Here is a 22,633-nt window from a genome sequence, read left to right on the forward strand (position 1 = left end):
TAAATGGGTAAACCTACTGGATTTATGGATTATAAACGAGAAAAAGGAAAGGAAGAAGCCCCTCTCAGACGTATTAAAAACTGGGGAGAGTATGCCTCGAAGTTAACAGATGAAGCACTTAAAACACAAGGTGCAAGATGTATGGATTGTGGGACTCCTTTTTGCCATATGGGGATTGAAATACAAGGTGCGACTGCCGGTTGTCCTATTAATAACTTAATCCCTGAGTGGAATGATTTAGTGTATAAAGGAAAGTGGCAGGAAGCACTAGAAAGATTATCGATGACAAATAATTTTCCAGAATTTACTGGTCGTGTTTGTCCAGCTCCTTGCGAAGGATCTTGTACACTTGCCATTTCAGATCCAGCAGTATCGATTAAAAATATTGAGCGTACTATTATCGATAAAGGATTTGAAAATGGCTGGATAGTACCTAGAATTCCAGTAGAGCGCACAGGGAAAAAAATTGCTATAGTCGGCTCTGGACCTGCTGGACTTGCAAGCGCAGATGAGTTAAATCAAGCGGGTCATTCTGTAACTGTATTTGAACGTGCGGACCGTGTTGGTGGACTACTCATGTATGGCATTCCAAATATGAAACTAGAAAAAGATGTAGTTGAACGTCGAATTCAGTTACTCCAGCAAGAAGGAATCGATTTTGTGTTAAATACGGAAATTGGTAAAGATATTTCAGCAGATCAATTAAAAGATGAATTCGATGCGATTATTTTATGTATCGGCGCACAGAAACAACGTGAACTTCGCATGGAAGGTAGCGATTCAAATGGGGTTCATCTTGCAATGGATTACTTAACTTTTACTACCAAAAGTTTGCTGGATTCTAATTTTGCTGACGGGCAATTTATCAATACAAAAGGGAAAGATGTCATCATAATTGGTGGAGGAGATACGGGGGCAGACTGTGTGGCAACTGCAATTCGTCAAAACTGTAAATCAGTTGTCCAGTTCGGAAAACATCCACAGCTACCAAATACAAGAGCGGAAGACAATTTGTGGCCAACCGATTCGAATATTTACAAATTGGAATATGCTTATGAGGAAGCGGAAGCTAAATATGGCAAAGATCCTCGTGAATACTTAATCCAAACAACGAGAATGGTCGCAGATGAGAAAGGGAATTTAAAAGAGCTCCATACAATTCATATGGAAAAAATACTAGGGGAAGATGGGGTTCATTTCTTTAAAGCAATACCTGGTACAGAAAAAATTTGGCCTGTACAATTTGTGTTTGTTGCAATTGGATTTGAAGGAGCAGAGCTTTCATTACCAAATCAATTGGGCGTGAACATTGTAAACAAAAAAATTGCCGCAACAACAAAAGATTATGCAACAAATGTAGATGGCGTATTTACTGCAGGAGATGCGAGAAAAGGTCAAAGTCTTATCGTTTGGGCCATTAAAGAAGGGCAAGATGTAGCGAAAAAAGTCAATGAGTATGTAAGTAAGCAGTCAGTCATTTGCTAATACGGCAGCGTTGGAGGAAGCTGAACAGATGTATGCAGGCATCACTCTGGAACCGGCTAGATCGCTTTTCGAGAAGCTGGATATCAAAGTGTTCCTATAGGGAGTTAACTTCAAGAGGGATTCTAGAAGTGAGATTTCGTTCATCTTATTGCAACACAAAAGGAATAGTTACATCAGTTGTCGACAAAAACGAAATTGATGTGTACTGCGTTTATTGTCCACAAACCGATGAAATGCTATTACTTTGAGCCTAAACGATTTGATAAGTCATTTAGCTTGAGAGTAGATGCACCGAAGAATAATCAGTTACACAACGTAAAATTTGCAAAAGATTATCGTGAGGTTCCTGGCGTCTAGCTAAGCCGTCGGTCGGGGGCTCGAATCCCTCCTTGGACAAAAAATATATGAATGATATCAAACTAGTTTTTTTAGTAAGTAGAGTAAAAGAACAGTCATCATCAGAATGCGACACTTACTGATGCTGGTAAAGACTACTTAAAACAGAAAATGAGTGCCAAAAGAAAGTTAGGTTAGTCAAAGTAAAATAGGGGACGTTTCTTTTAAAAGTCGAATTACCCAAAACGGGGTAGTCGGCTTTTTTGATATCACAAATAGTAAGGAGAATTCACTATGATCTTTTCCTTTTCAAGATTAAGTCTCTACACAATGCGAAGATGCGGCAAGGTTCATCAATTCCTTTTAATGTTCAATAAATATGCAACTAAAGTAGGTCAATTTCTTAACGATAAGTTTCTAGATAAACCAAGAAAGCGCGTGATTTTAGTGATTTGTTGACTTGGATTGTATTTTGAAACTATGCAATTGGATCGTCAGATATACCTTTTTTAGGGGTTTTTTTTAGAAATACGCATTACGAAAAAATCAGTTGCTAATTTAAAAACTCTCTTGTATGATAAATAAACAAGTAAATCGTAAACATTACTGTTTGGGATTAGTGAAGTAGAAATAGTGCCGGCTAAAGTTGTTACAGAGCATAATAATTTTAACTGTCTTGGTCGTTGATGAGAGAATGATAGATATAAACCTAATTTGAGAGGAGAGATTTTTATTAACTCAAGTAAGAAGATTCCAGTATATGTACTAAGCGGTTTTCTTGGAAGTGGTAAAACCACCGTGTTATTAAATATGCTAGAACATTGTAAGAAAAAGGGGCTACAGCCGGGAATTATTTTAAATGAAATAGGCCAAACAAACGTAGAAGGTCATTTATTTGAAAATCAAAAGGTATTTGAACTGTTAGACGGTTGTATTTGTTGTACGATCCAAGAAGATTTAAAAGAAACAATGAACGAGTTGATAACGGAAATGGAACACAGTCCACTCGATGTTTTATTTATAGAAGGAACCGGAGTAGCCAATCCGATGGAAATACAAGAAGTTCTTCTGAGTCATCCATATACTGATCAATTTGACTTAATGTCTATTATTACAGTTTTGGATGCTAGTAATTATTTGGAGTATCAAAGCATATTTTCAAGCTCAACAGAAGTCCGGAATTTAATACATGAACAAATGATTTGTGGAAGTCTACTGGTGTTAAATAAGACGGATTTAGTTCCTTTAAATCAACTTGAAAGTATTAAACAAAAAATCACAAAGAAATCGAAACAAGAAAAAACTATTATGGAAAGTGTCTACGGTAAAATTGATGCTGAATTGCTTTTTGAAAAGCGTATCCACTCTGTTACGATTGGAAAATCGCCTTTGGATGTTGAACATCATCATCATCATCATCACTCGACATTGCAAGCGCTTAAGTTGGAGGATTGCCCTGTAGTTCGAAAGAAAGAATTCGGAAAATGGCTCAAACACCTTCCAGCCAATGTACTACGAGGAAAGGGGTTCGTTGAAATCGAAAGCTCACACCAACTTTACAGTTTCCAATATGCTTCAAGGAAGGTAGCATTTACTCCAGTCCCCGCCGCTTTAAATAGAAAACCAGTTATTATTCTAATTGGCTTGGGGCTTGACACAGAGCAGATAAACGATCATTGGAAGCAACTCGTAAAGCAATGAAAATCGTATTTTTTTGCGTAGCACTTTACAGAAATTAAGGATATTAGAGAGATAGGAGTACGATTCATGACAAGCAAACGAAGTTTAGGGGTGAGCTTACTTTTCATAGGAGTGCTCCTCTATTTCTTTTTATCAATAGGATTCACAGAAATACAAGCGGCAATTCCAAAAAGCATATTGCATGTAAATACCATTTTTCTGAGCATCGTATTAGAAGCATTACCCTTTGTGTTTCTTGGGGTGTTTACATCAGCTCTAATCCAAACGTTTGTGTCTGAAGAGGCTGTACAACGGTTTATTCCTAAAAATCCTATTATAGCAATCGTGCCAGCTGTACTAGTAAGTGCAATTTTTCCCGTTTGTGAATGTGCAATTATTCCAGTGGTGCGAAGATTGATGAAAAAGGGAATGCCGTTGCATATAGGTATTATTTTTATTGTTGGGGCACCTGTATTAAATCCCATCGTCTTTGCATCTACCTATTATGCCTTCCAATCTACCCCAGCAATTGCGTATGCCCGGATGGGATTGGCGTTCGTATTGGCCATTGTAATTGGTAGTCTCATATATGCTTTCTATCGGAATCGTAATCAATTAAAGTGGACAACAGAGGAACTGTTGGATAGACCTATACAGTCGGGTGGCAGGGAAGTCCCTAAAATAAAAGCTGTATTTTATCATGCAAGTGATGAGTTTTTCGATATGGGGAAATTTTTGATCATGGGCGCAATGATTGCCAGCTTATTTCAGACGTTCTTTGATAGGGGGCTATTGGTAAGTATTGCTGCCAATGACATGACTTCACCTCTTGTTATGATGGGATTTGCGTTCATCTTATCACTTTGCTCCGAAGCGGATGCATTTGTAGCATCCTCGTTTGCACACACATTCTCCGCAGGATCACTCCTTGCTTTTTTAGTCTATGGGCCGATGCTAGATTTGAAAGGTACGATTATGCTATTTGCTTATTTCCGTGCTAAATTCGTTATAGGCTTAATGGCTATTATTACTGTGTCTGTATATGTGATGATTTTGATATACCAATACTTATTTATGTGAGGTGCGTTATGCAGGAAGAACGGGATTACAGTTCTCATGCTTTGTTTAGAGGAATTATATTACTAGGTTTTTTTCTACTCTTATTTAGATTGCTAGTATCAGGGGATATTACTTATTATATTGCTCCTAAAATGATTCCCTTTTCTTATTTTGCACTTGTGATTTTATTGGTATTGGGGCTTATGCAACTATGGAGAAGTGGATCGAAGAATCTGGAGGAATTATACTGTAATTGTGGCTTTAGCCATACTCAAACTGGAACACCCTTACAAACATTTTTTATATACACTTTGTTTGTCTTACCTGTTCTGACTGGATTGTGGTTTCCAATGACCGTTTTAGATAGTTCAATTGTCGCCAAAAGAGGGGTTATATATGGAACAGGTTTGAATACCACACTGCCAGCCGTTAGAGATGATGAAACTGATACCTCCTATGACTTGCCAGGAACAGATCCTGACATTGTAGAAGAATCCATTGATGGAACGAAGATTGTTGAAGACATGAACTATGAAAATGATGAATACCCTACTCGTATGGAAAGTCTGAGAGATGAACTATTAGAAGACGATAAAATCATTGTAAGTGAAGCAAGATATCTGGATATTACCGATAATATTTATGCTTATCTCGATTGGTTTCTTGGTAAGGAAATAGAAAATGTTGGGTTTGTATACAAGCAACCTGACTTGGAAGAAGATCAGTTTGTAGTTGCACGATTCGGAATTACTTGTTGTGTTGCAGATGCTTCTGTCTTTGGCATTTTGTCGACTTCTGGTGAAATGTTTGAAGTAGAGGAAGATGAATGGGTTAGGGCAACGGGCTATTTATCGAAAATAACCCTAGAAGATTGGGATTATCCTTACCTGCAGATAACTGACATAGAGAAGGTAGAAGAGCCCGAAAATCCATATATAAATTAAACATAGCCCTTGTCAACCGGACAGGGGCTATGTTTTTTAGGTGTGATAATGTGCGGAAACCTGTTTATAGCTATCGTGAAATAAATGGACCTGATACAACGAAAGGAATAATACTCAATAAATGCCACCGCCATTGCCTGAACTAATGTGGTAACGGTCATCTCTACTTTTTAGGTTGTAGACTTAACCAACGTGTGTTCAAACTTCTATACTAACTCCAATAATCTTGTGAAACAGTATTTAAAGAATTCATTAATCATAATTAAGGTTACCTTATCACTCGCAAAGTAAAAAGAGATCATTCATGACCTGAAAGTACAGGTGTGCTTAGTTTAAAGGAATTACTTTTCACAATATGAAATAAAAACAGTTGCTAATTCAAAAATGCTCTTGTATGATAAATAAATACTTAAAACGTAATGATTACGATTTAGGGGGATGAAGGAGGAGTTTTTTGTGGTGAATAAAAAGTTTTTATCTATTTTTTCAATTATTACTCTACTATTGCTCGCAACATGCGGCAACAAAGAGCAAACGAATGAGAAGGTAGAAGCGGAAGGTAACGAAGACCTCATATCCGTTTATACTACTGTCTATCCGCTTCAATATTTCACAGAACGGATTGGCGGCGACGCGGTCGATGTGCAATCTATTTATCCGCCGGGGGCAGATGAGCATACGTTTGACCCAACACAAAAGGATATGATGGCACTCGCTGATTCAGATTTATTCTTTTATATCGGACTTGGTCTTGAAGGATTTGTGGAGAATGCCGAAAAGACAATGAAAGGCGAGCATGTCAAAATGATAGCGGTCGCTGACAATATTCCAGAAGAGTCGCTAGGTGAAGGACATGATCATGATCACGGAGAGGAGGGGCATGAGTCTGATGGGCACGATGAAGAAGAGCATGAGTCACACGAACAGGACCATGAAGAAAACGATTCACATGATCATGACGACCATGAGCACAGCGAATTCGACCCTCATGTTTGGATTTCTCCTTTATTAAGTATAGAACTCGCAAGGGTAATTAAAGACTCACTCATCGAAGCATCTCCTGAAAAAAAGGATATGTTTAAAGAAAATTTTGAAGTGTTAAAAGAGGATTTACTCGCCCTCGATCTGAAATTTAAAGACATGGCTTCCAATGCTACTACAAAAACATTTTTCGTTTCACACGCAGCTTTTGGTTATATCGCTGATTCGTATGGACTTGAACAAGTAGCAGTTGCCGGATTAAATTCGCAAAGTGAACCTTCACAAAAGGAATTGGCTGCTCTTGTTAAATACGCGAAAGCACATGAAGTGAAATATGTTTTATTCGAACAAAACGTCTCCTCTAAACTAACTGATGTCATTCGAAAGGAAATTGGAGCGAATTCACTGATGTTGCATAATCTTGGTGTTCTAACAAGTGAGGATGTGGAAAACAAAGCAGACTATTTATCTTTGATGGAATACAACATTGCAACACTTGCGGAAGCATTGGGTAATAAGTAAAGCGTAAGGAGTGGGAGAATGAAAAAAAGGATACCCGTAACGTTGTTAAGAGGCTACTTAGGTTCGGGGAAGACGACCTTATTGAATCATATTTTACACAATCGACACGGGCTGAAAGTCGCCGTCATCGTTAATGATTGGTATTCGGATGAATCAACAGGAAATTACGGAAGGCTTAGATAAATGCTTGCTTACGGAAGAAGAATTAGTGCAAGATTGGACAATTTTTGTGGATCCATTGCCTAATTTTCAAATCGAAATTTGACCTATAGGAGGAACTAGTATGAGGGTAAATATCACATTAGCTTGTACAGAATCAGGAGACCGCAATTACACAACTACAAAAAACAAACGCACTAATCCCGAACGGATTGAATTAAAGAAATACAGCCCGCGCTTAAGAAAAGTCACGATTCATAGAGAAACAAAGTAAAAAAATTTGCAAAGTTTTAAATCGTAATGATTACTAATTATGGAGTGGAAATAGAATGGCGAAGAAATCTAAGGTAGCGAAAGACAAGAGGCAACGGAAGTTGGTTGCTCACTATGCGGTACTTCGTAAAGAATTGAAAGAGAAAGGTGACTATGAATCGTTAAATAAGCTACTTAAGGATTCTTCCCCAACACGATTGAAAAATCGATGCGAACTGACGGGGAGACCAAGAGGATATATGCGGAAATTTAACATGTCACGGATTGCTTTTCGGGAACTTGCGCATAAAGGGCAACTACCAGGTGTTAAAAAAGCCAGTTGGTAAAAGATATTCAACCATTCGGTTACTATAGAATGGTTGAATTATTCCAATGTGAGGTGCGTGGGATAAATGAGCCTGTATCAGTTTAACTCAGGAAACGGAAGGGAGATTTAAGTGTCTTGCCAATAAAACATCAACTGCTTAGCAGTTTGTTACTCATGTTACTTGTTGTAGGAGCTTGTAGTAATAAAACGGAGGAATCGTCTGCTGAGTCAAAGGAAGAGAAGAAGCTACTAGATAGCACGGGTACAGAAATTGTATTAGACAAGATACCCTCTGAAATTATTTGTTTAACAGAAATCTGTGTGGATACCCTGCATCTTTTAAAAATCGAGCCCAGTGCTGTATCAGCTGCTGGAATCACGCAGGAATCAGAATTTTTTGGAGAAGCGGGTGTCGCTATCCCATTGATAGGCGGAACTTTTTTTGAGCCAAACATTGAAGATATTTATCAAACGAATCCGCAACTGGTTATTGGTTTAGGTGGCGTTCATGATAGCTTGCGTGAAAGTTTAGGAGATATACCGCTTTATATAGTTAGTCCATTGTCATACAAAGATTCTATTGAATTCGTACGTGTAATGGGAAGCATAACAGGAAGGCAGGACTTGGCCGAGGCTGCAATTAAGAACTTTGAGGAAAAAATTGAATTATTTAAAGAACAAGCATCTATGGATATTACCACATTAGTGATGTACGGATCTGATGTGAATTTTGGGATTGATACAAAAGAAAGCGTTGTCGGCTCTTTATTAGCCGAAGGTGTCAGCTATCCATGGTCTACTGGTGGAGATGCTGAAAGTCATACTAGTGGGGGAGCTCAATTTTCCTTAGAGGAAGTCCTTAAGCAAAATCCAGATATCATCTTTGTCGAAACATTTTCCTTTGATAAGAAAGGACCGACATTGTCCGATCAACTCTCTGAAAGTCCAATTTGGAAAGAATTAAAAGCTGTTCGAAATGATGAGGTCTATGAAGTTAGGACCAATATCTGGGCAAATGGTAGAGGGATAGGTTCATTATCAATTGTTTTAGATGAAGTGACTGGGATTATTGAAAACGGTAAATAAGCCGAGAAGTGGGCAAAAAATACTATCCATTAGTTTATCCCTCGCACTTTTATGTTTGGTTCTATCGTTTGTTCTACTCATTTTAAGTTTAATGTTGGGCGAGCCTAGACTCTCTTTTGCTTCCTTGTTACAAGTGTTGGATGGGCAGGCCACGAAGTTAGAGGAAATTGTTGTTTTTGAGATACGATTACCAAGATGGGTTGTGGGATGGATTGCAGGGGCTGTTTTAGCACTTGCTGGTACAATGCTTCAAGACGTCCTTCAAAATGACTTAGCAGGACCGGAATTGACAGGAGTGTCAGCGGGTGCTGCGATGGTAATGGCATGTGTTACTATATTTAGCCTGCCATTATCTTTTTCACTTTATCCGTTAGCAGCACTGACTGGCGCTATGTTTAGCGGACTTATTGTGGTCACAGTAGCCTCCAGTAAATTGCGACGATCTTCTATCTTACTGGTCGGCGCTGCTATGACCGCAACAATAAATGCACTGGTGATTGTGGTGATAAGCATTGGAAGTCCAAATGACATCGGATTGTTGTTTTTCTATCTCACCGGCAGTTTAGCGAACCGAACGCAAGAGCATGTTTTGGCCCTTTTACCTTGGTTTATCATCGGCGTTCCTTTGGCATTACTTGCCGGAAAAGCTTTAAATGTTTTCCGTTTGGGAGATGAAGCGGCAAAGGCGCGGGGAGTTTCCGTAGATCGCATCAGACTTTTGGTATTTGGAATAAGCGCTACCTTAACTGCTGCTGTTGTCGCTTATTGTGGTCCAATTGGTTTTGTTTCGCTTATTATCCCTCATCTAATACGTCGGGGTGTTCAAAGTACAAACAGCTATGTTGTTATGCCATTAAGTATTCTTGCGGGCGGAACATTTTTGACAGGAATGGATTTAATTACACGAATTTATTTTTATCCGGTTGAAATTCCTGTAGGATTGCTCACTTCCATAATTGGTGGGAGCTGGCTCTTGTTTATGTTTATAAAAAGGAGAACCGGCTTATGAATATATATACTTTTAAAAGATTATGGTCTATTCTATGTATCTTACTTTTGCTGTTCTTTTCTCTTCATTTGATTTTAGGTGGTTTGAGTGTGGAAATTCAAACAGTTGTTAAAGAGCTCATGAATCCTAATCATGATTCTACAGTCCGGAATATTCTTCTAAACCTGCGTTTACCAAGAGCGATTATTGCTGTTCTTTGTGGGGGGATGCTTGGGTTAGCAGGTGCTTTATTGCAAAGTGTCATTTCAAATCCATTAGCTGAACCCGGTGTTATTGGTGTGACAGCTTTGAGTACGCTGTTTGCTGTTCTTTGGATTACCTACTCGCCATTTTCCATTCTTATGAGTTATAGCCTTCCTGTAGTGGCAGCTATCGGAGCAACGCTTTCTGTTGCGTTGCTTTATCGAATCTCGAAGTTTCCTCATATCGGGATGCAGAAATTGGCTTTGATTGGTGTACTTTTTTCAGTTATTATACAAGCTTTTATTTCTCTCATTCTATTGCAGCAACAACAAGCTATGGGGAGCATTTTACTATGGATGATTGGATCGCTAAACGGACGTACATGGTCGCAATTTTATATGGTGGTACCTTTTGCACTGATTTTGATACCGATAGCACTTTCTTTTGCAGGTATAGTGAACGGCTTGCGTCTAGGTGACGAGAAAGCTCAAACATTGGGCATCAATTTACAATCATCAAAAAAATACATACTGCTTGTTGCGGGATTACTAACTGCAGGTGCCGTTTCAACAGTTGGAGCAATTGCGTTTGTAGGACTCATTGGACCGCACATTGCCAGACACCTAGCTGAAGAAGATGCCCGACTATTCCTGCCTATAAGTTTCTTGACTTCCTCTTTACTTTTATTGGCTGCAGATATAATTGCTCAGGTTGCAGTTCCATTACTGCCGGATGCTTGGGTACCGTTTACTATCCAATTGCCGACGGGTGCTGTAACAGCTCTAATTGGCGGACCCTTCTTTATGTACTTAATTACTAAAAACATGAAAGGTGGTAAAGTCAGTTGAGTCAACAAGATATACAATTGCAGGATATCGGGATTTCTTTTGGCTCAAAGGACGTAGTGACAGCATTTACTGCAACAATTAAAGAAGGGAAAATCACAGTTCTTTTAGGCCCGAATGGCTGTGGGAAATCAACGCTATTAAAAGCTATTTCAAATATTGTAACGCCTCAAACAGGTAAAGTTTTGCTTGGAGATACACTAATTTCAAGCCTTTCTGCTAAAAACCTGGCAAAAAAAATGGCGTTGCTCCCGCAAGTTTACGATGCATCGATTCGGATAACGGTGGAAGAACTGGTCGAGCAGGGTAGATATCCCCATATGGGTGCAATTGGCATGCTCAGAAAACAAGATCATATTGCCATCGGAAAAGCTATGGAGATGACTTCAGTTAATCATTTGAAGAATAAATTATTGGACAACTTGTCTGGTGGAGAAAGACAGCGGGCATGGCTTGCTTTAGCGCTTGCTCAGGATACACCGATTATATTGTTGGATGAGCCGACAACGTTTTTAGATATCCAACACCAATTAGCAATGCTTGAATTGATAAAAGAGATTAATCAAAAAGAACAAAAAACAATTTTATTGGTATTACATGACTTAAACCAAGCACTTCAATATGCGGACGAAATTTTATTGATGAAAAACGGCTCGCTATATATTGATGGAAAACCGAAAAAGGTATTGAACGCTGAAACGATTAAAGATGTTTACAATGTGAAAGTCAGCTTAATAGAAGATGCACAGTCGAATAAATCATTTATTCTTCCATTCCACTGATTCTGTGTAAAATGTCACCTAACGGACGTTTAAAAAGCAAGTTAGTAAAGTCTATCCAACCATTCTTTAATTAAAGAATGGTTGGGTTTTTAAGTTGTAAATACGTGAGGTGAGGAAAATGCATGATCGATTAATGGAGTTTTTACTAAGAAGCGAGGTTAAAAAGCTTACGGAAGAAAAAAGGAGCCTGTATCAGTTTGTCATTGAGTTAGAGGATTCTTTGGCTGAAAGTGCTGAAACGGCTGATCATTTTCTTAGTCTTCTAGTGGAAAATTCTCCGTACGAACTCGCGGGCCGTCATTTTAAATTGCCCATAACAAAAGTGGTCCATCTGATGACTGCTATTGAAGTAGAATTAACTGGAAAAATCGAAACAAGGTGTGGAAAGATGAAATGGGTTGACTATACTGATCACTTACTGCAAACGGCTGAAGAGGGACGGAGTAAAAAGCTATTTCTGTTTATCAATTAATAAAATTGATTGTAGCGTAAAGAGCAATTAACATGATTATCTTCAATGGATGTAGCTCTAGAGGATTACTAAAAAATTGTAAATATTGGTGTCCATCCTTTTTCCAAGTCGATTTAGAAAGTAGACAGATTATGAACTCAGACGATATACAGCGCCTGTAAGAGGATTGATGAGATGGAATGAATTCTTATAAGGAACGAAATTCCAGTGAACGTGTAAACACCAATCTCAAAGGTTATTTTCTACTAAATCAGATCTAACATTATACAGGAGAGAAAGCCAAAGTTCATTTCGTCGGAGTTCATATTGAGTGCAATACTAGTAACTTGCAGTTAATCAACTCATCCAGCTTCAACTATTCACAACAGCGTAATCGGAATTTTCATTCGTTTTTTAAAGAAATCATTTGGACTCTGTTTCTTTATGATTTTTTAAGAGTACGTAATATGAAATCGATTCAATTGACTTTTAAAAAAGGGAAGAGTAAGATACGGAAGTACTCTAATTAGAGTACTTTGTTGAAACCGAAAAACATATTTTATTAGAAAGAAGGAAGAAATACATGAAATTTATACATTTCTTAAAAACAAAAGGGGCTATTGCCGCTATTTTTATGGGGATTTTTTACGCAATCGCCATGCTCGGAATATTTATCCCCGGGTATTCAGCCATTCCGAATAATATTGATCAAATGCCGATCGCTATGGTGAATGACGATGCAGGCGAATATGGGATAATGATTGCAGAACAACTTGCAGAGAAACTACCATTTGAAGAAATTGAAACGGATTTGACAAACAAGCAAGCGTTAGCACAATTAGAAAAAAATGAATTGGCGTTAATCATCCATATTCCTGTAACGTTTTCTGAAGACATGCAAAATGGGGAAACAGCATCAAGCATTGACTTTACAACCAATGGAGCAAGTGCGACAGTTGTTTCTTCGACAATGACTTCCATCGTTAACGAAATCAATAATCAATTAAGCGCACAGTTTTCCACACAAACAGCACAAGGTGTATTGATGAATTTGAATATACCCGAAGAGCAAGCAACTGAAATGGCGGAAATGATCGAAACTGCATATGCTGGAAATTTGGTCACGATCAATGAGATTCCAGCGGGCATGAATAATACTATGCTACCAATGTTCTTAACAATGGCCGGATACACGGGTGCAATGATTGGCGCTATGCAATTAGTCGGAGCATTTAGAGCCAGTCGCGGAAAAGCAAGCAAAACGCGGCTATTCTTATATGTTCAATTAACAGCATTGTTAATCGCGGTTGTATCATCCCTTGTAGCTTTGGGTATAGCATATTTAGTCAGCAGCCATGGAGCTGACATATTTGTGAGCCTGACTGCACAGCAAATTTTGAACTATATGGTATGCTTCAATTTCACGGCGATTTTAATTTTCTTGATGGGTGAAGGCGGAATGGTTCTCAACTTGCCAATACTATTGGTCCAAACACTTGCCAACGGTGCGACAATCCCTCGGGAAATGATGTACTTGCCATATGAATGGATGAGCTATATTTCGCCGATGTACTATTCTGTCCAAGCGTACTTCGCGACATTATATGGCAGCGTCAGTGCAGCGCCTAATCAGTGGATGATGGTGGCTGTGGGAGCCGGGGCTATGTTAATTAATATATTAATTGTGGCTTTCCTTCACAAGCCGCAGCCTGTATCGGAACCTGAAACAGAGTCTGTAAGTATTGAGACGGCTGAAATCACTGCATGATTTTGTTACAATGAGGGAGTCACTTGCCGAAGGAGATTGATCATGACAATCCAAATATACATTTTGAGTAAATTAATCGAAGGCAATAATTATCCATATAAATTAAAAAGACAGCTGTCGGATCCGATTCCATTTGATAAACTTGCCGGATTGACAGAAAGTAAGTTGTATTATAATTTTAATACTTTAGCAAAACAAAGACTTATCGAGGCAGTGGAAATCATCAAAGAAGATCATCGGCCTGACAAGCAAGTATTTTCCATTACTGCAAAAGGCCGTGAAGAACTGCCGAAAAAAATATACAAGTTATTTGAAAAAGCCGACAAAATCAGTGAAATGCTTGTGGGCTTAGCCAGTATCGAGTACGTTGATCGCGACAAAGTGATTGCCATTCTTGAAAGGAAGTTAGCCGATCATAAAGACCGCTGGGAGTATTTGAAAAGTTTAAATGAGCACGTAGATGTTGGAAAAGAAAAAGAAAAGCTCATGGAATTTATGGGCGATTATTTCCCCAGCAAGGCCGAGCATACAGCGAGCTGGCTTGAAGTGTTGATAGACCTTATAAAACAAAGAAAAATATAATTGGATGAATGAATCTAACGCTATTGGAAGCTTGTACTTCCGTGTAATTAAAGGGTTTATTCTATATGAGTTATGTTGGTATCAGCTTTTATGATTATTGCTTACTGTATGGTTTTTATCAAACTAAAGAAGTCTTTTGGGTAAAGAAAATTACTTTATTAAATGAATCGTTACGTCCTTGCATAAGGAAATAACGGTTCATTTTTATTTTCATTCAAGTAATTGTTTGTCTGTCCTGTAGAATAGAGATACATTTTATTCAAATGAGTGTTTGCGTCCGTCAAATTTATCACTAGTTGAAATCGATCACTGATATGGTGGGCTTCAGGAGGGGCTATCCAAATCTCAGTGGTAAGAGAGCCATCTCTTGAGACATAATTTATATTAGCAAAAAAAGAAAGCTAGATAACTGCATCTTCTATCTCTCTTGATTCTACGGGGTTAATGACCCGACCATCGGCTAGGTTCACCATGATGGTAGCGTAACTCTTTCTCTTTTTCATTGCGAAATCAGCGATACAAATGGCTTCAATGTCCTCTTTATTTATTACCAATATGCTTTTTTGAAAATTACAGATTGTGCTCTTTTCCACTTCATTATAAAACGATGTACAAACAATTCAACTAATTGTGGAAGTAACCTCTTTTTCATTTACTTTAAAGAGAATGAAGAGCCATCAATAATTTCAACGTCTTTCCTTGCTTTTACTTCATCCATTAATTTGAAAAGCGCCTCATCTTTTTTCTTAGCCTCAATCATGCAGTCAATTAGTGGAATACTGCCCTTTATTTCATGAAGGAATCTAAAAAACATATCGATGTCTACATAATCTGAATGATGGCGAAAAGCTTTATCACTCTTTGGACTTGATATATGCATTTTTATTGAGAGCGGAGAATGTCTCCATGTCTGAATAACTCTATTCCAGTTGGTTTCCCAATTTGTACCTAGGTGATGGGCCAGATGATGATGATAATCGAAAACTAGAGGTATATCTAGTTTTTCACATAAGTAAAGTGTATCTTCTAACGTAAAAGAAGTATCATCATTTTCAAGCATAATCATATTTTGAATCCTTTTCGGGACGTCCATCCAATTATCAACAAAACGTTCAAGTGAGAGTTCGGTTTCTTTATAATTACCACCAACATGCATGACACAGCGATGAGTCGGGTCAATCCCCATCGCCTTTAGTAATAAGTAATGTAGCTTTAAGGTACTAATTGAATTTTTTAAGATATGCTTCTCTTTAGAATTAATCAGAACAAAGTGATCTGGATGAAAATCAACTCTAATCTTATGTTTTTTTGCGAAATCTCCAATCTCACGAAGCGGTTCTATTAATGGCTTTATATAATTCCATTTAAGAAGCTCCTCGTGGTTTGCTAAAGGAATAAGGCGAGAGGTTAGCCGATAAAAATGAATATCAGACGCTACATTATGTTTTAACAGTCTTAGTGTATTATGTAAATTCGAAAGTGCAATACATTCTAATTTACGGATGGCAGCTTCCCGATCATCAATTTTTTTGAATTGGGTAAAAGTCATTGTTTGCGAAGGGGATGCATTATCAAGTTCCATACTCATTGCGACATAACCAAGACGTACAATCGTCATTTATTCCACCTCATCTGTATTATCATTATTCAGCAAATGTTTATGTACTGAAAGCGAAGCGTCAGCTACAGAAGACTCTCACCTCCATAGGTGGGAGATGAATGCGTTTTTTTACCTGTTAAGCGGGTGTCCAAATGTCCGCTGACCAAAGAAAGAATGGCAATCTAAGTTCGCCGCGTCCTGCGGCAACGGTTGCATGACCTACATCCTGTTGGCCTCAAGCTCGATTCAAAATCTGGACTCAATAATTGAATAACTCTATTCTTCGCGGTTACCATTCCACAGATGACCCTGAAATACGTTTGACTCCTCGAATTGCAGCTATTTCATCTACAAGTTTCAGCATGGCAAGGTTTTTTTGTTTTGCTTCTATCATTATGTCAAAGTCCTTATTAAGCTCCTTTGCCATCTTTAAGAAGGGGAGGACAAAGTCTAAAGAAACAAAGTCGGCATGAGAACGATAGGCTTGATCTGATTTCGGTGAAGAAATGTGAACTTTTGGGACAATATTAAAGGTATTCCAAGTCTTAAATATGCGGTCTAAGTAAAGAGGGAGGTCACTCTCCACGTTATTCGCCATATAGTGATGATAATCGAGTACCATTGGAATGTTTTCCTTTTCACAAGTAATGAGTGTTTCCCGAACATCATACGTTTTATCATCATTTTCTAGCGTCATCTGCTTCTTAATTTCCTTTGGCAATTTTTTGAGATTTTGATGGAAACGGTTTAATGACGCAGTTTTATCCCCATAGGCTCCGCCAATATGAATATTAATTAATCCCGTATCAAGAATGTTCATAGCTTTGAGCATCCTAAAATGATATTCCATACTTCTTACTGCATTCGTTGTGACTTCTTCTCTTTGGCTTGTGAAAAGTGTAAATTGATTTGGGTGAAAGCTTACTCTAAGCTTGAAATTTCGGACTAAATTCCCGATTTCTTCCCATTCGTTTTTGAATGGAGTTAAGAAATCCCACATCACTTCCGGATGGGTTGCTAAAGGGACAAGTGAGCTTGAAAACCGGTATAATTCTATTTCATGCGCGATATTATAATACAAAATTCTTTTTGTGTGCTGTAAATTTTGTGCTGTTATCGATTTCAATTTTTCCATTCTCTCGTTTATAGGGAGCGTTGAATACCGTGTAAAAGTTAGAGTTTTTGATGGACTCGCATCCCATAAGCCTAGTGCATTACCTACATATCCGAACCGGATTTTCATCTACTTTTCCCCTTTATTCAATACTTTGAGGTTGAAATCTAATCTGACACATAATTTCTAAGAGCATTTTAAACAGTGAGGGGAAATTTATACATAAATATTATCTGCATAAATCCATTTATGTATACACAAAATGAGAATGGTTAACCCGCTTCGTTAATTGAGTATGCTTTATATAAGCTAACGGTCCATGAGAGACAATTGGTTCAACCTTCCTTTTACTTGTTCATATAATGTATTGAGAGGAGGTTAAACTAAATGGATCGATTTATTCTTTTGATGTTGGCTAGTATTTTAGCTGGATTTGCATTATTAAAGGTTCCCTTATCAGATACTTTTTTAGCGGGTTTAGAGCCGATAACTAACTTAATAGGTATTTTGGCAATTGTGATTTTCTCCCTTGTCCTAATGTATAAAGGTTTAATGGCGCTACTGGGGAGAAAATGATAAGAAGTTTAGACTCAGAAGTTATTCTGAGTCTTTTTAAGTTACTACTCACAAATATATTATTATCTAAAAGGTTGCAAACATACAATGGCATTGTAAAAAAATATGGTATTTCACTCTTTTGGGTAACACTTATTCAACTAACGAGTACGTTACTGAAAGAGGGAATAGAAATATGAGAAATGAAGATAAGATATGCTATCTAGATTGTACAGGCTAGAATAGTTTGAGTTTTTTTGATACTTTCACTTGAATCCCCTATTATAGAAGGAACAAGTCTAGTCTGAAGTGGTGGCGATTTTGACGAAGATAATACCATACAGAACTAGGCAGCAATTATAAATAGAAAAGGCGGTTAAAGTATGCACGTGTGGAAGACTGCTTGGGATGGGAAGAAGCAAATTGGCACAATGTAGTAGATAGAGAAACGAAGTATGAGGGGGGCAATTTATTGATAAAGTATGAGTGGCGAAAAAAGGATAAAAAAATCTATTTACCAAAACAGATACCTACTATTTACAATGATACCGAAAAGTCGTATATCAAATTGCAAGGTGCAGGACATCCAGATAGCGATTCATTCCGGGTAAATGTGGAAATTTTATATGCATTGTCTTATAGTATTCGAATGATGCGAAAGGGTGGCTACACACCAAAAGACTACTATGAATATACAGTATTTCCGCTTGAAGGAATTTGGGATTTAGATGAAGAGGGAAGAAAATTGGATTACCTGGATAAAAATCATTTTGTCTATCAATTAATGATCAGACAGCCTGACTTTGTGACGAGGGAACTTTTTCAAAGGGCTGTTGAAAGTGTACGAGCAAAAAAGAAACATTTACCAGTTGATACAGCAACACTCGAATCTTTTTCTGATGGATTATGTGTTCAGATGATGCACCATGGTAGCTACGATAAAGAACCAGAAACGTTTTCTAAGATGGAAAAGTATTGTGAGGAACAAGGTTTGATACGAATTGAAAAAAGCCATAGAGAAATCTATATTACAGATGCAAGAAGAACAGCTCCAGAAAAATTAAAGACTGTGCTAAGATTTAAAGTTTCTAAATAAAAAAATGTTCGTTTCGCGCTTTATTTATAACGAATCGTATTCTCGAATACCCCAAGCTGTATTTTGTATATTCCCATTCAATTAGTAATGCTATTTTATGCCAGACGAATGAATTCGAAAAAGAGTATTTGAAGTTGCAAAATACATAAGTGGTCAGTGTATATAGTTAAAGAGAATATTGGGTAGCGTTAACTCGGAAAAGTAAGTCTTTATAACAAATAACGTCATGAAAAGCCTTACACATATTATAGAGATTGAATAGAAGAAACCTAGGTATATCAGGAATTAAACGCTCTAAAAACGTCCTCGTGGGACATTATGTAACGAAAATTGATTCAATAAAAAACACCTAAAACATTGTTGATTTTAATGTTTTAGGTGTTTTTTTATGGTAAGAATTTGGTTGGAATTGATTGTTTATAAAAAGTGAAAAAAACGTCTCTTTCAAATTGAACAGCAGTGTGCTCAGTGATCAGGCTCTTTAATAAGGGGGAACGAAAAAAGCCCAATATCTTAATATTAATACTAAGGAATTGGACTTTTTAATATTGGAATTTCTTAATGTTTTAAATCCGTATTTTCCTGATGCTACACTAAATAATTGGATATCATATTTCATCTTCGAATTCGCAACAATTATGATCGCATAAATTCATTGAAAAAAATGAGAAACTGTGGTAAATTTATATAGTTACACATCATTAAGGAATTAGTATATAGATTACCCTATTTTAATTATACATCATAAAGCCCTTTTTAGTCAATATTTTTTTGAGAAAAGAAGTGTTTGATATGAATATGGAACTTCGCCAGGAGCAAGAACGAGTGGACAGCGTAATTGGTTGATCAGATGAACAACTTTTGTCATATGATTCGTCTTGGTATTGAGCGATAAATGGGAGGGAAAGAAATGAAACCATATGTACTAGAGTTACGGGAAATCGATAAAATGAGTCAAATGGTGGTTGGTGGCAAAGGGATGAATTTGGGTGAGTGTTCGAGGATCGAAGGAACACTTGTACCAGAAGGTTTTTGTGTTACCACTGAGGCATATAAAAGAGTCATTGGGGAAAATGAGGAGCTTCAACAATTACTAGAGCAACTAGCAGTTCAAAAAGTGGACGAACGAAAAAGAATTAGTGAAATTAGCAGGAAGATTCGTGAGCTGATTGAGGGGATTGAAATCGAGAAGGGGATCGAACAAGATATCGATCGATGTCTCTTAACATTTGGCCTAGAGCATGCATATGCTGTTCGTTCAAGTGCAACAGCCGAGGATCTTCCATTTGCCTCCTTTGCTGGTCAACATGACACTTATTTAAATATCATCGGAAGAGATAAAGTATTGCGCCACATCAGTAAATGTTGGGCTTCCCTATTTACTGATCGCGCAGTAATTTACCGAATCCAAAATGGATTTGATCACAGCCAAGTTTTCCTATCCGTTATCATTCAACGCATGATTTTTCCACAGGCTTCAGGAATTTTATTTACTGCTGATCCGCTTACTTCTAATCGAAAGCTACTATCGATCGATGCTAGCTTTGGACTAGGGGAGGCCCTTGTTTCCGGCTTGGTATCGGCGGATTGCTATAAGGTGCAAAAAGATGAAATCGTCGATAAGATGATAGCAACCAAAAAACTGGCTACCTATGGGCTAAAAGAAGGCGGAACAGAGACGCAGCAGATCAATCCTGATCTGCAAAAGTCTCAAACACTTACTGACCAACAAATTTTACAACTAGCACGCAAAGGAAGACAGATTGAAGCTTATTTTGGTTGCCCACAAGATATCGAATGGTGTTTGGTTGAAGATACATTTTATATTGTCCAGAGTCGCCCAATCACTACTTTATTCCCTGTCCCTGAAGCGAATGATCAAGAAAATCACGTTTACGTTTCTGTCGGTCATCAACAAATGATGACCGACCCCATGAAACCATTAGGATTGGCTTTTTACCTGTTAACGACCCCTGCACCCATGCGTAAAGCTGGTGGAAGGCTGTTTGTTGATATCACACATAGTCTGGCTTCACCTGTTAGCAGAGAAATTTTAGTAGATACGCTGGGACAATCTGATCCGCTCATAAAAGACGCACTAATGACCATAATCGAGCGGGATTTCATTAAATTGTTACCAACTGATGACAAAGAGCTGAGTCCAAGTAGTAATAAAAGTATGTCTTCTGCGGGTTTTCAAACACAATTCAAAAACGATCCTACAATCGTTTCTGAATTGATAAATAGTAGTGAAACATCGATAAACGAGTTAAAACAAACCATCCAAACGAAATCAGGATCAGATTTATTTGATTTTATACTAGAAGATCTGCAGCAATTAAAGAAGATTCTATTTGACCCACAAAGTTTGGGTGTGATTATGACTGCTATGGATGCTTCATCATGGATCAATGAAAAAATGAATATGTGGTTGGGTGAAAAAAACGTAGCAGACACGCTTTCCCAATCTGTACCAAACAATATTACTTCGGAAATGGGTCTGGCGCTATTGGATGTCGCAGATGTGATTCGTCCATTTCCAGAAGTAATTCATTATTTACAGCATGTAAAAGATGATAACTTTTTGGAGGGAATCGTTACGTTTGAAGGAGGACAGGAAAGCCAAGATGCAATAATAGCTTATCTCAACAAATACGGAATGCGATGTGCTGGAGAAATCGATATGACTAAAACTCGTTGGAGTGAAAAACCAACTACACTTGTCCCTATGATTCTCAGTAACATCAAAGAACTTGAGCCTAATTCGGGCAAACGGAAATTTGAGCAAGGGCGGCAGGCAGCTTTGAAAAAAGAACAAGAGTTAGTAGATCGATTGATGCAATTACCGGATGGTAAACGAAAAGCCGAAGAGACAAAACGAGTGATTAGCCTAATCCGGAATTTCATCGGTTATCGTGAATATCCCAAATACGGCATGATTAGTCGCTACTTCGTTTATAAGCAGGCGTTACTGAAAGAAGCCGAACAACTCGTACAAGCCAACGTTATTCATAAAAAAGAAGATATATACTATCTCACATTTGAAGAACTTCGTGAAGTCGTACGAACAAAAAAACTGGATTTCGAGATTATCAGCAAACGTAAGAACGACTACAAATTTTATGGAAAACTAACGCCCCCGCGTGTACTCACGTCTGATGGTGAAATCATTGCAGGTAAGTACAAACGAGAAAATCTCCCAGCCGAAGCGATTGTAGGACTACCTGTTTCTTCTGGAGTTATTGAGGGACGAGCACGTGTCATCTTAAACATGGAAGAAACTGTTTTAAAAGAAGGAGATATATTAGTCACCTCCTTTACTGATCCCGGCTGGACACCATTATTTGTCTCCATAAAAGGTCTTGTTACCGAAGTTGGTGGACTGATGACCCATGGAGCAGTTATCGCACGTGAATACGGCTTACCAGCAGTTGTCGGAGTGGAGAATGCTACCAAGCTGATAAAAGATGGACAACGTATTCGAGTAAATGGAACAGAAGGGTATATAGAAATACTATAATTCAATACATTTAAATCTTAAAAGAAGAGCATACGAATTAGAAGAATCATTGACATCATGGTGCTTTGGGGTCTATGTTTAGAACCCTGTGACTAGGACATATGAGCAGTCATTTTCTAATTAGGGAAATCCGAATTTTTTTAAAAAAAATTATGAAACCCAGCAATCTTCTCATTTGAAGGTAGCTGGGTTTTTAAAGTTGGATGTGCAAAATAACAATTTAAATAAGCGCAAATTATTGGGGAAAGTGAAAATCATGATGGTTCGGGCTAAGGTTACTTCTTGAGTGAATGAAG

Annotated in this window: 19 protein-coding genes and 2 pseudogenes; 19 read left to right on the forward strand and 2 right to left on the reverse strand. The window is 37.8% G+C overall.

Translation table 11 applies throughout. From position 1 onward, the window contains the following. Positions 1 to 3 precede the first annotated feature (3 nt). From gltD to H7992_RS09710, 16 genes and pseudogenes are all read left to right on the forward strand, one after another. Positions 4 to 1,485 carry a glutamate synthase small subunit gene (gene gltD / locus H7992_RS09640; protein WP_187047405.1) on the forward strand — a complete coding sequence of 494 codons (1,482 nt, stop codon included), beginning with the start codon at positions 4 to 6 and terminating at the stop codon, positions 1,483 to 1,485. A gap of 95 nt (positions 1,486 to 1,580) precedes the next feature. Beyond that, positions 1,581 to 1,842 (forward strand): annotated as a pseudogene (locus tag H7992_RS24685) (group I intron-associated PD-(D/E)XK endonuclease); the annotation flags it as partial. A 777-nt stretch (positions 1,843 to 2,619) separates the two neighbouring features. Continuing rightward, entirely contained in the window at positions 2,620 to 3,522 is a 903-nt protein-coding gene (locus H7992_RS09645) for a CobW family GTP-binding protein (RefSeq protein ID WP_255428637.1), read from the forward strand. A gap of 66 nt (positions 3,523 to 3,588) precedes the next feature. Then, positions 3,589 to 4,581, forward strand: a complete 993-nt coding sequence (locus H7992_RS09650; protein WP_187047407.1) for a permease — start codon at positions 3,589 to 3,591, stop codon at positions 4,579 to 4,581. An 8-nt stretch (positions 4,582 to 4,589) separates the two neighbouring features. Next, on the forward strand, positions 4,590 to 5,504 hold the full coding sequence (locus H7992_RS09655; RefSeq protein ID WP_187047408.1) for a TIGR03943 family putative permease subunit: 915 nt from the start codon (positions 4,590 to 4,592) through the stop codon (positions 5,502 to 5,504). Positions 5,505 to 5,963: 459 nt separating this feature from the next. Further along, positions 5,964 to 7,007 (forward strand): metal ABC transporter solute-binding protein, Zn/Mn family, encoded by a 1,044-nt coding sequence (locus H7992_RS09660; RefSeq protein WP_255428682.1) that lies wholly within the window; start codon positions 5,964 to 5,966, stop codon positions 7,005 to 7,007. Positions 7,008 to 7,025: 18 nt separating this feature from the next. Further along, positions 7,026 to 7,145 (forward strand): annotated as a pseudogene (locus H7992_RS09665) (GTP-binding protein); the annotation flags it as partial. Positions 7,146 to 7,290: 145 nt separating this feature from the next. Next, a complete protein-coding gene (gene rpmG, locus H7992_RS09670) occupies positions 7,291 to 7,440 on the forward strand; it encodes a 50S ribosomal protein L33 (protein WP_187047410.1) in 150 nt (49 codons plus the stop codon). A gap of 55 nt (positions 7,441 to 7,495) precedes the next feature. Beyond that, positions 7,496 to 7,765, forward strand: a complete 270-nt coding sequence (rpsN, locus tag H7992_RS09675; protein ID WP_187047411.1) for a 30S ribosomal protein S14 — start codon at positions 7,496 to 7,498, stop codon at positions 7,763 to 7,765. A gap of 116 nt (positions 7,766 to 7,881) precedes the next feature. After that, positions 7,882 to 8,832, forward strand: a complete 951-nt coding sequence (locus H7992_RS09680) for an ABC transporter substrate-binding protein (RefSeq protein ID WP_187047412.1) — start codon at positions 7,882 to 7,884, stop codon at positions 8,830 to 8,832. After that, complete coding sequence (locus H7992_RS09685; RefSeq protein ID WP_187047413.1) at positions 8,816 to 9,841, forward strand: FecCD family ABC transporter permease; 1,026 nt, start codon at positions 8,816 to 8,818, stop codon at positions 9,839 to 9,841. The genes H7992_RS09680 and H7992_RS09685 overlap by 17 nt, the downstream gene beginning before the upstream one ends. Continuing rightward, the gene (locus tag H7992_RS09690) at positions 9,838 to 10,872 is read left to right on the forward strand and encodes a FecCD family ABC transporter permease (protein ID WP_187047414.1); all 1,035 of its coding nucleotides are present in this window, start codon (positions 9,838 to 9,840) and stop codon (positions 10,870 to 10,872) included. Before H7992_RS09685 ends, H7992_RS09690 begins: the two co-directional genes overlap by 4 nt. Next, positions 10,869 to 11,651, forward strand: a complete 783-nt coding sequence (locus H7992_RS09695) for an ABC transporter ATP-binding protein (protein WP_187047415.1) — start codon at positions 10,869 to 10,871, stop codon at positions 11,649 to 11,651. The genes H7992_RS09690 and H7992_RS09695 overlap by 4 nt, the downstream gene beginning before the upstream one ends. A 118-nt stretch (positions 11,652 to 11,769) precedes the next feature. Beyond that, positions 11,770 to 12,123, forward strand: coding sequence for a hypothetical protein (locus tag H7992_RS09700; RefSeq protein ID WP_187047416.1), 354 nt, complete (start codon positions 11,770 to 11,772; stop codon positions 12,121 to 12,123). Positions 12,124 to 12,685: 562 nt separating this feature from the next. After that, positions 12,686 to 13,870, forward strand: coding sequence for a YhgE/Pip domain-containing protein (locus H7992_RS09705; protein WP_187047417.1), 1,185 nt, complete (start codon positions 12,686 to 12,688; stop codon positions 13,868 to 13,870). A 42-nt stretch (positions 13,871 to 13,912) separates the two neighbouring features. After that, positions 13,913 to 14,452 carry a PadR family transcriptional regulator gene (locus H7992_RS09710; RefSeq protein WP_187047418.1) on the forward strand — a complete coding sequence of 180 codons (540 nt, stop codon included), beginning with the start codon at positions 13,913 to 13,915 and terminating at the stop codon, positions 14,450 to 14,452. A 652-nt stretch (positions 14,453 to 15,104) separates the two neighbouring features. Here H7992_RS09710 and uvsE (H7992_RS09715) read toward each other — a convergent pair. Continuing rightward, positions 15,105 to 16,070 carry a UV DNA damage repair endonuclease UvsE gene (gene uvsE / locus H7992_RS09715; RefSeq protein ID WP_187047419.1) on the reverse strand — a complete coding sequence of 322 codons (966 nt, stop codon included), beginning with the start codon at positions 16,068 to 16,070 and terminating at the stop codon, positions 15,105 to 15,107. 271 nt (positions 16,071 to 16,341) lie between these two features. Then, positions 16,342 to 17,295, reverse strand: coding sequence for a UV DNA damage repair endonuclease UvsE (gene uvsE / locus H7992_RS09720; RefSeq protein WP_187047420.1), 954 nt, complete (start codon positions 17,293 to 17,295; stop codon positions 16,342 to 16,344). 258 nt (positions 17,296 to 17,553) lie between these two features. Here uvsE (H7992_RS09720) and H7992_RS09725 point away from each other — a divergent pair, with 258 nt between their 5' ends. From H7992_RS09725 to ppsA, 3 genes are all read left to right on the forward strand, one after another. Then, positions 17,554 to 17,742, forward strand: coding sequence for a hypothetical protein (locus H7992_RS09725; RefSeq protein ID WP_067207961.1), 189 nt, complete (start codon positions 17,554 to 17,556; stop codon positions 17,740 to 17,742). Between the two features lie 451 nt (positions 17,743 to 18,193). Then, complete coding sequence (locus H7992_RS09730; protein ID WP_222618012.1) at positions 18,194 to 18,817, forward strand: GyrI-like domain-containing protein; 624 nt, start codon at positions 18,194 to 18,196, stop codon at positions 18,815 to 18,817. A 910-nt stretch (positions 18,818 to 19,727) separates the two neighbouring features. Continuing rightward, positions 19,728 to 22,337, forward strand: a complete 2,610-nt coding sequence (ppsA, locus tag H7992_RS09735) for a phosphoenolpyruvate synthase (RefSeq protein WP_187047421.1) — start codon at positions 19,728 to 19,730, stop codon at positions 22,335 to 22,337. The last annotated feature ends 296 nt before the right edge of the window (positions 22,338 to 22,633 follow it).

It is taken from the genome of Sporosarcina sp. resist (assembly GCF_014302295.1).
GTDB lineage: Bacteria > Bacillota > Bacilli > Bacillales_A > Planococcaceae > Sporosarcina > Sporosarcina psychrophila.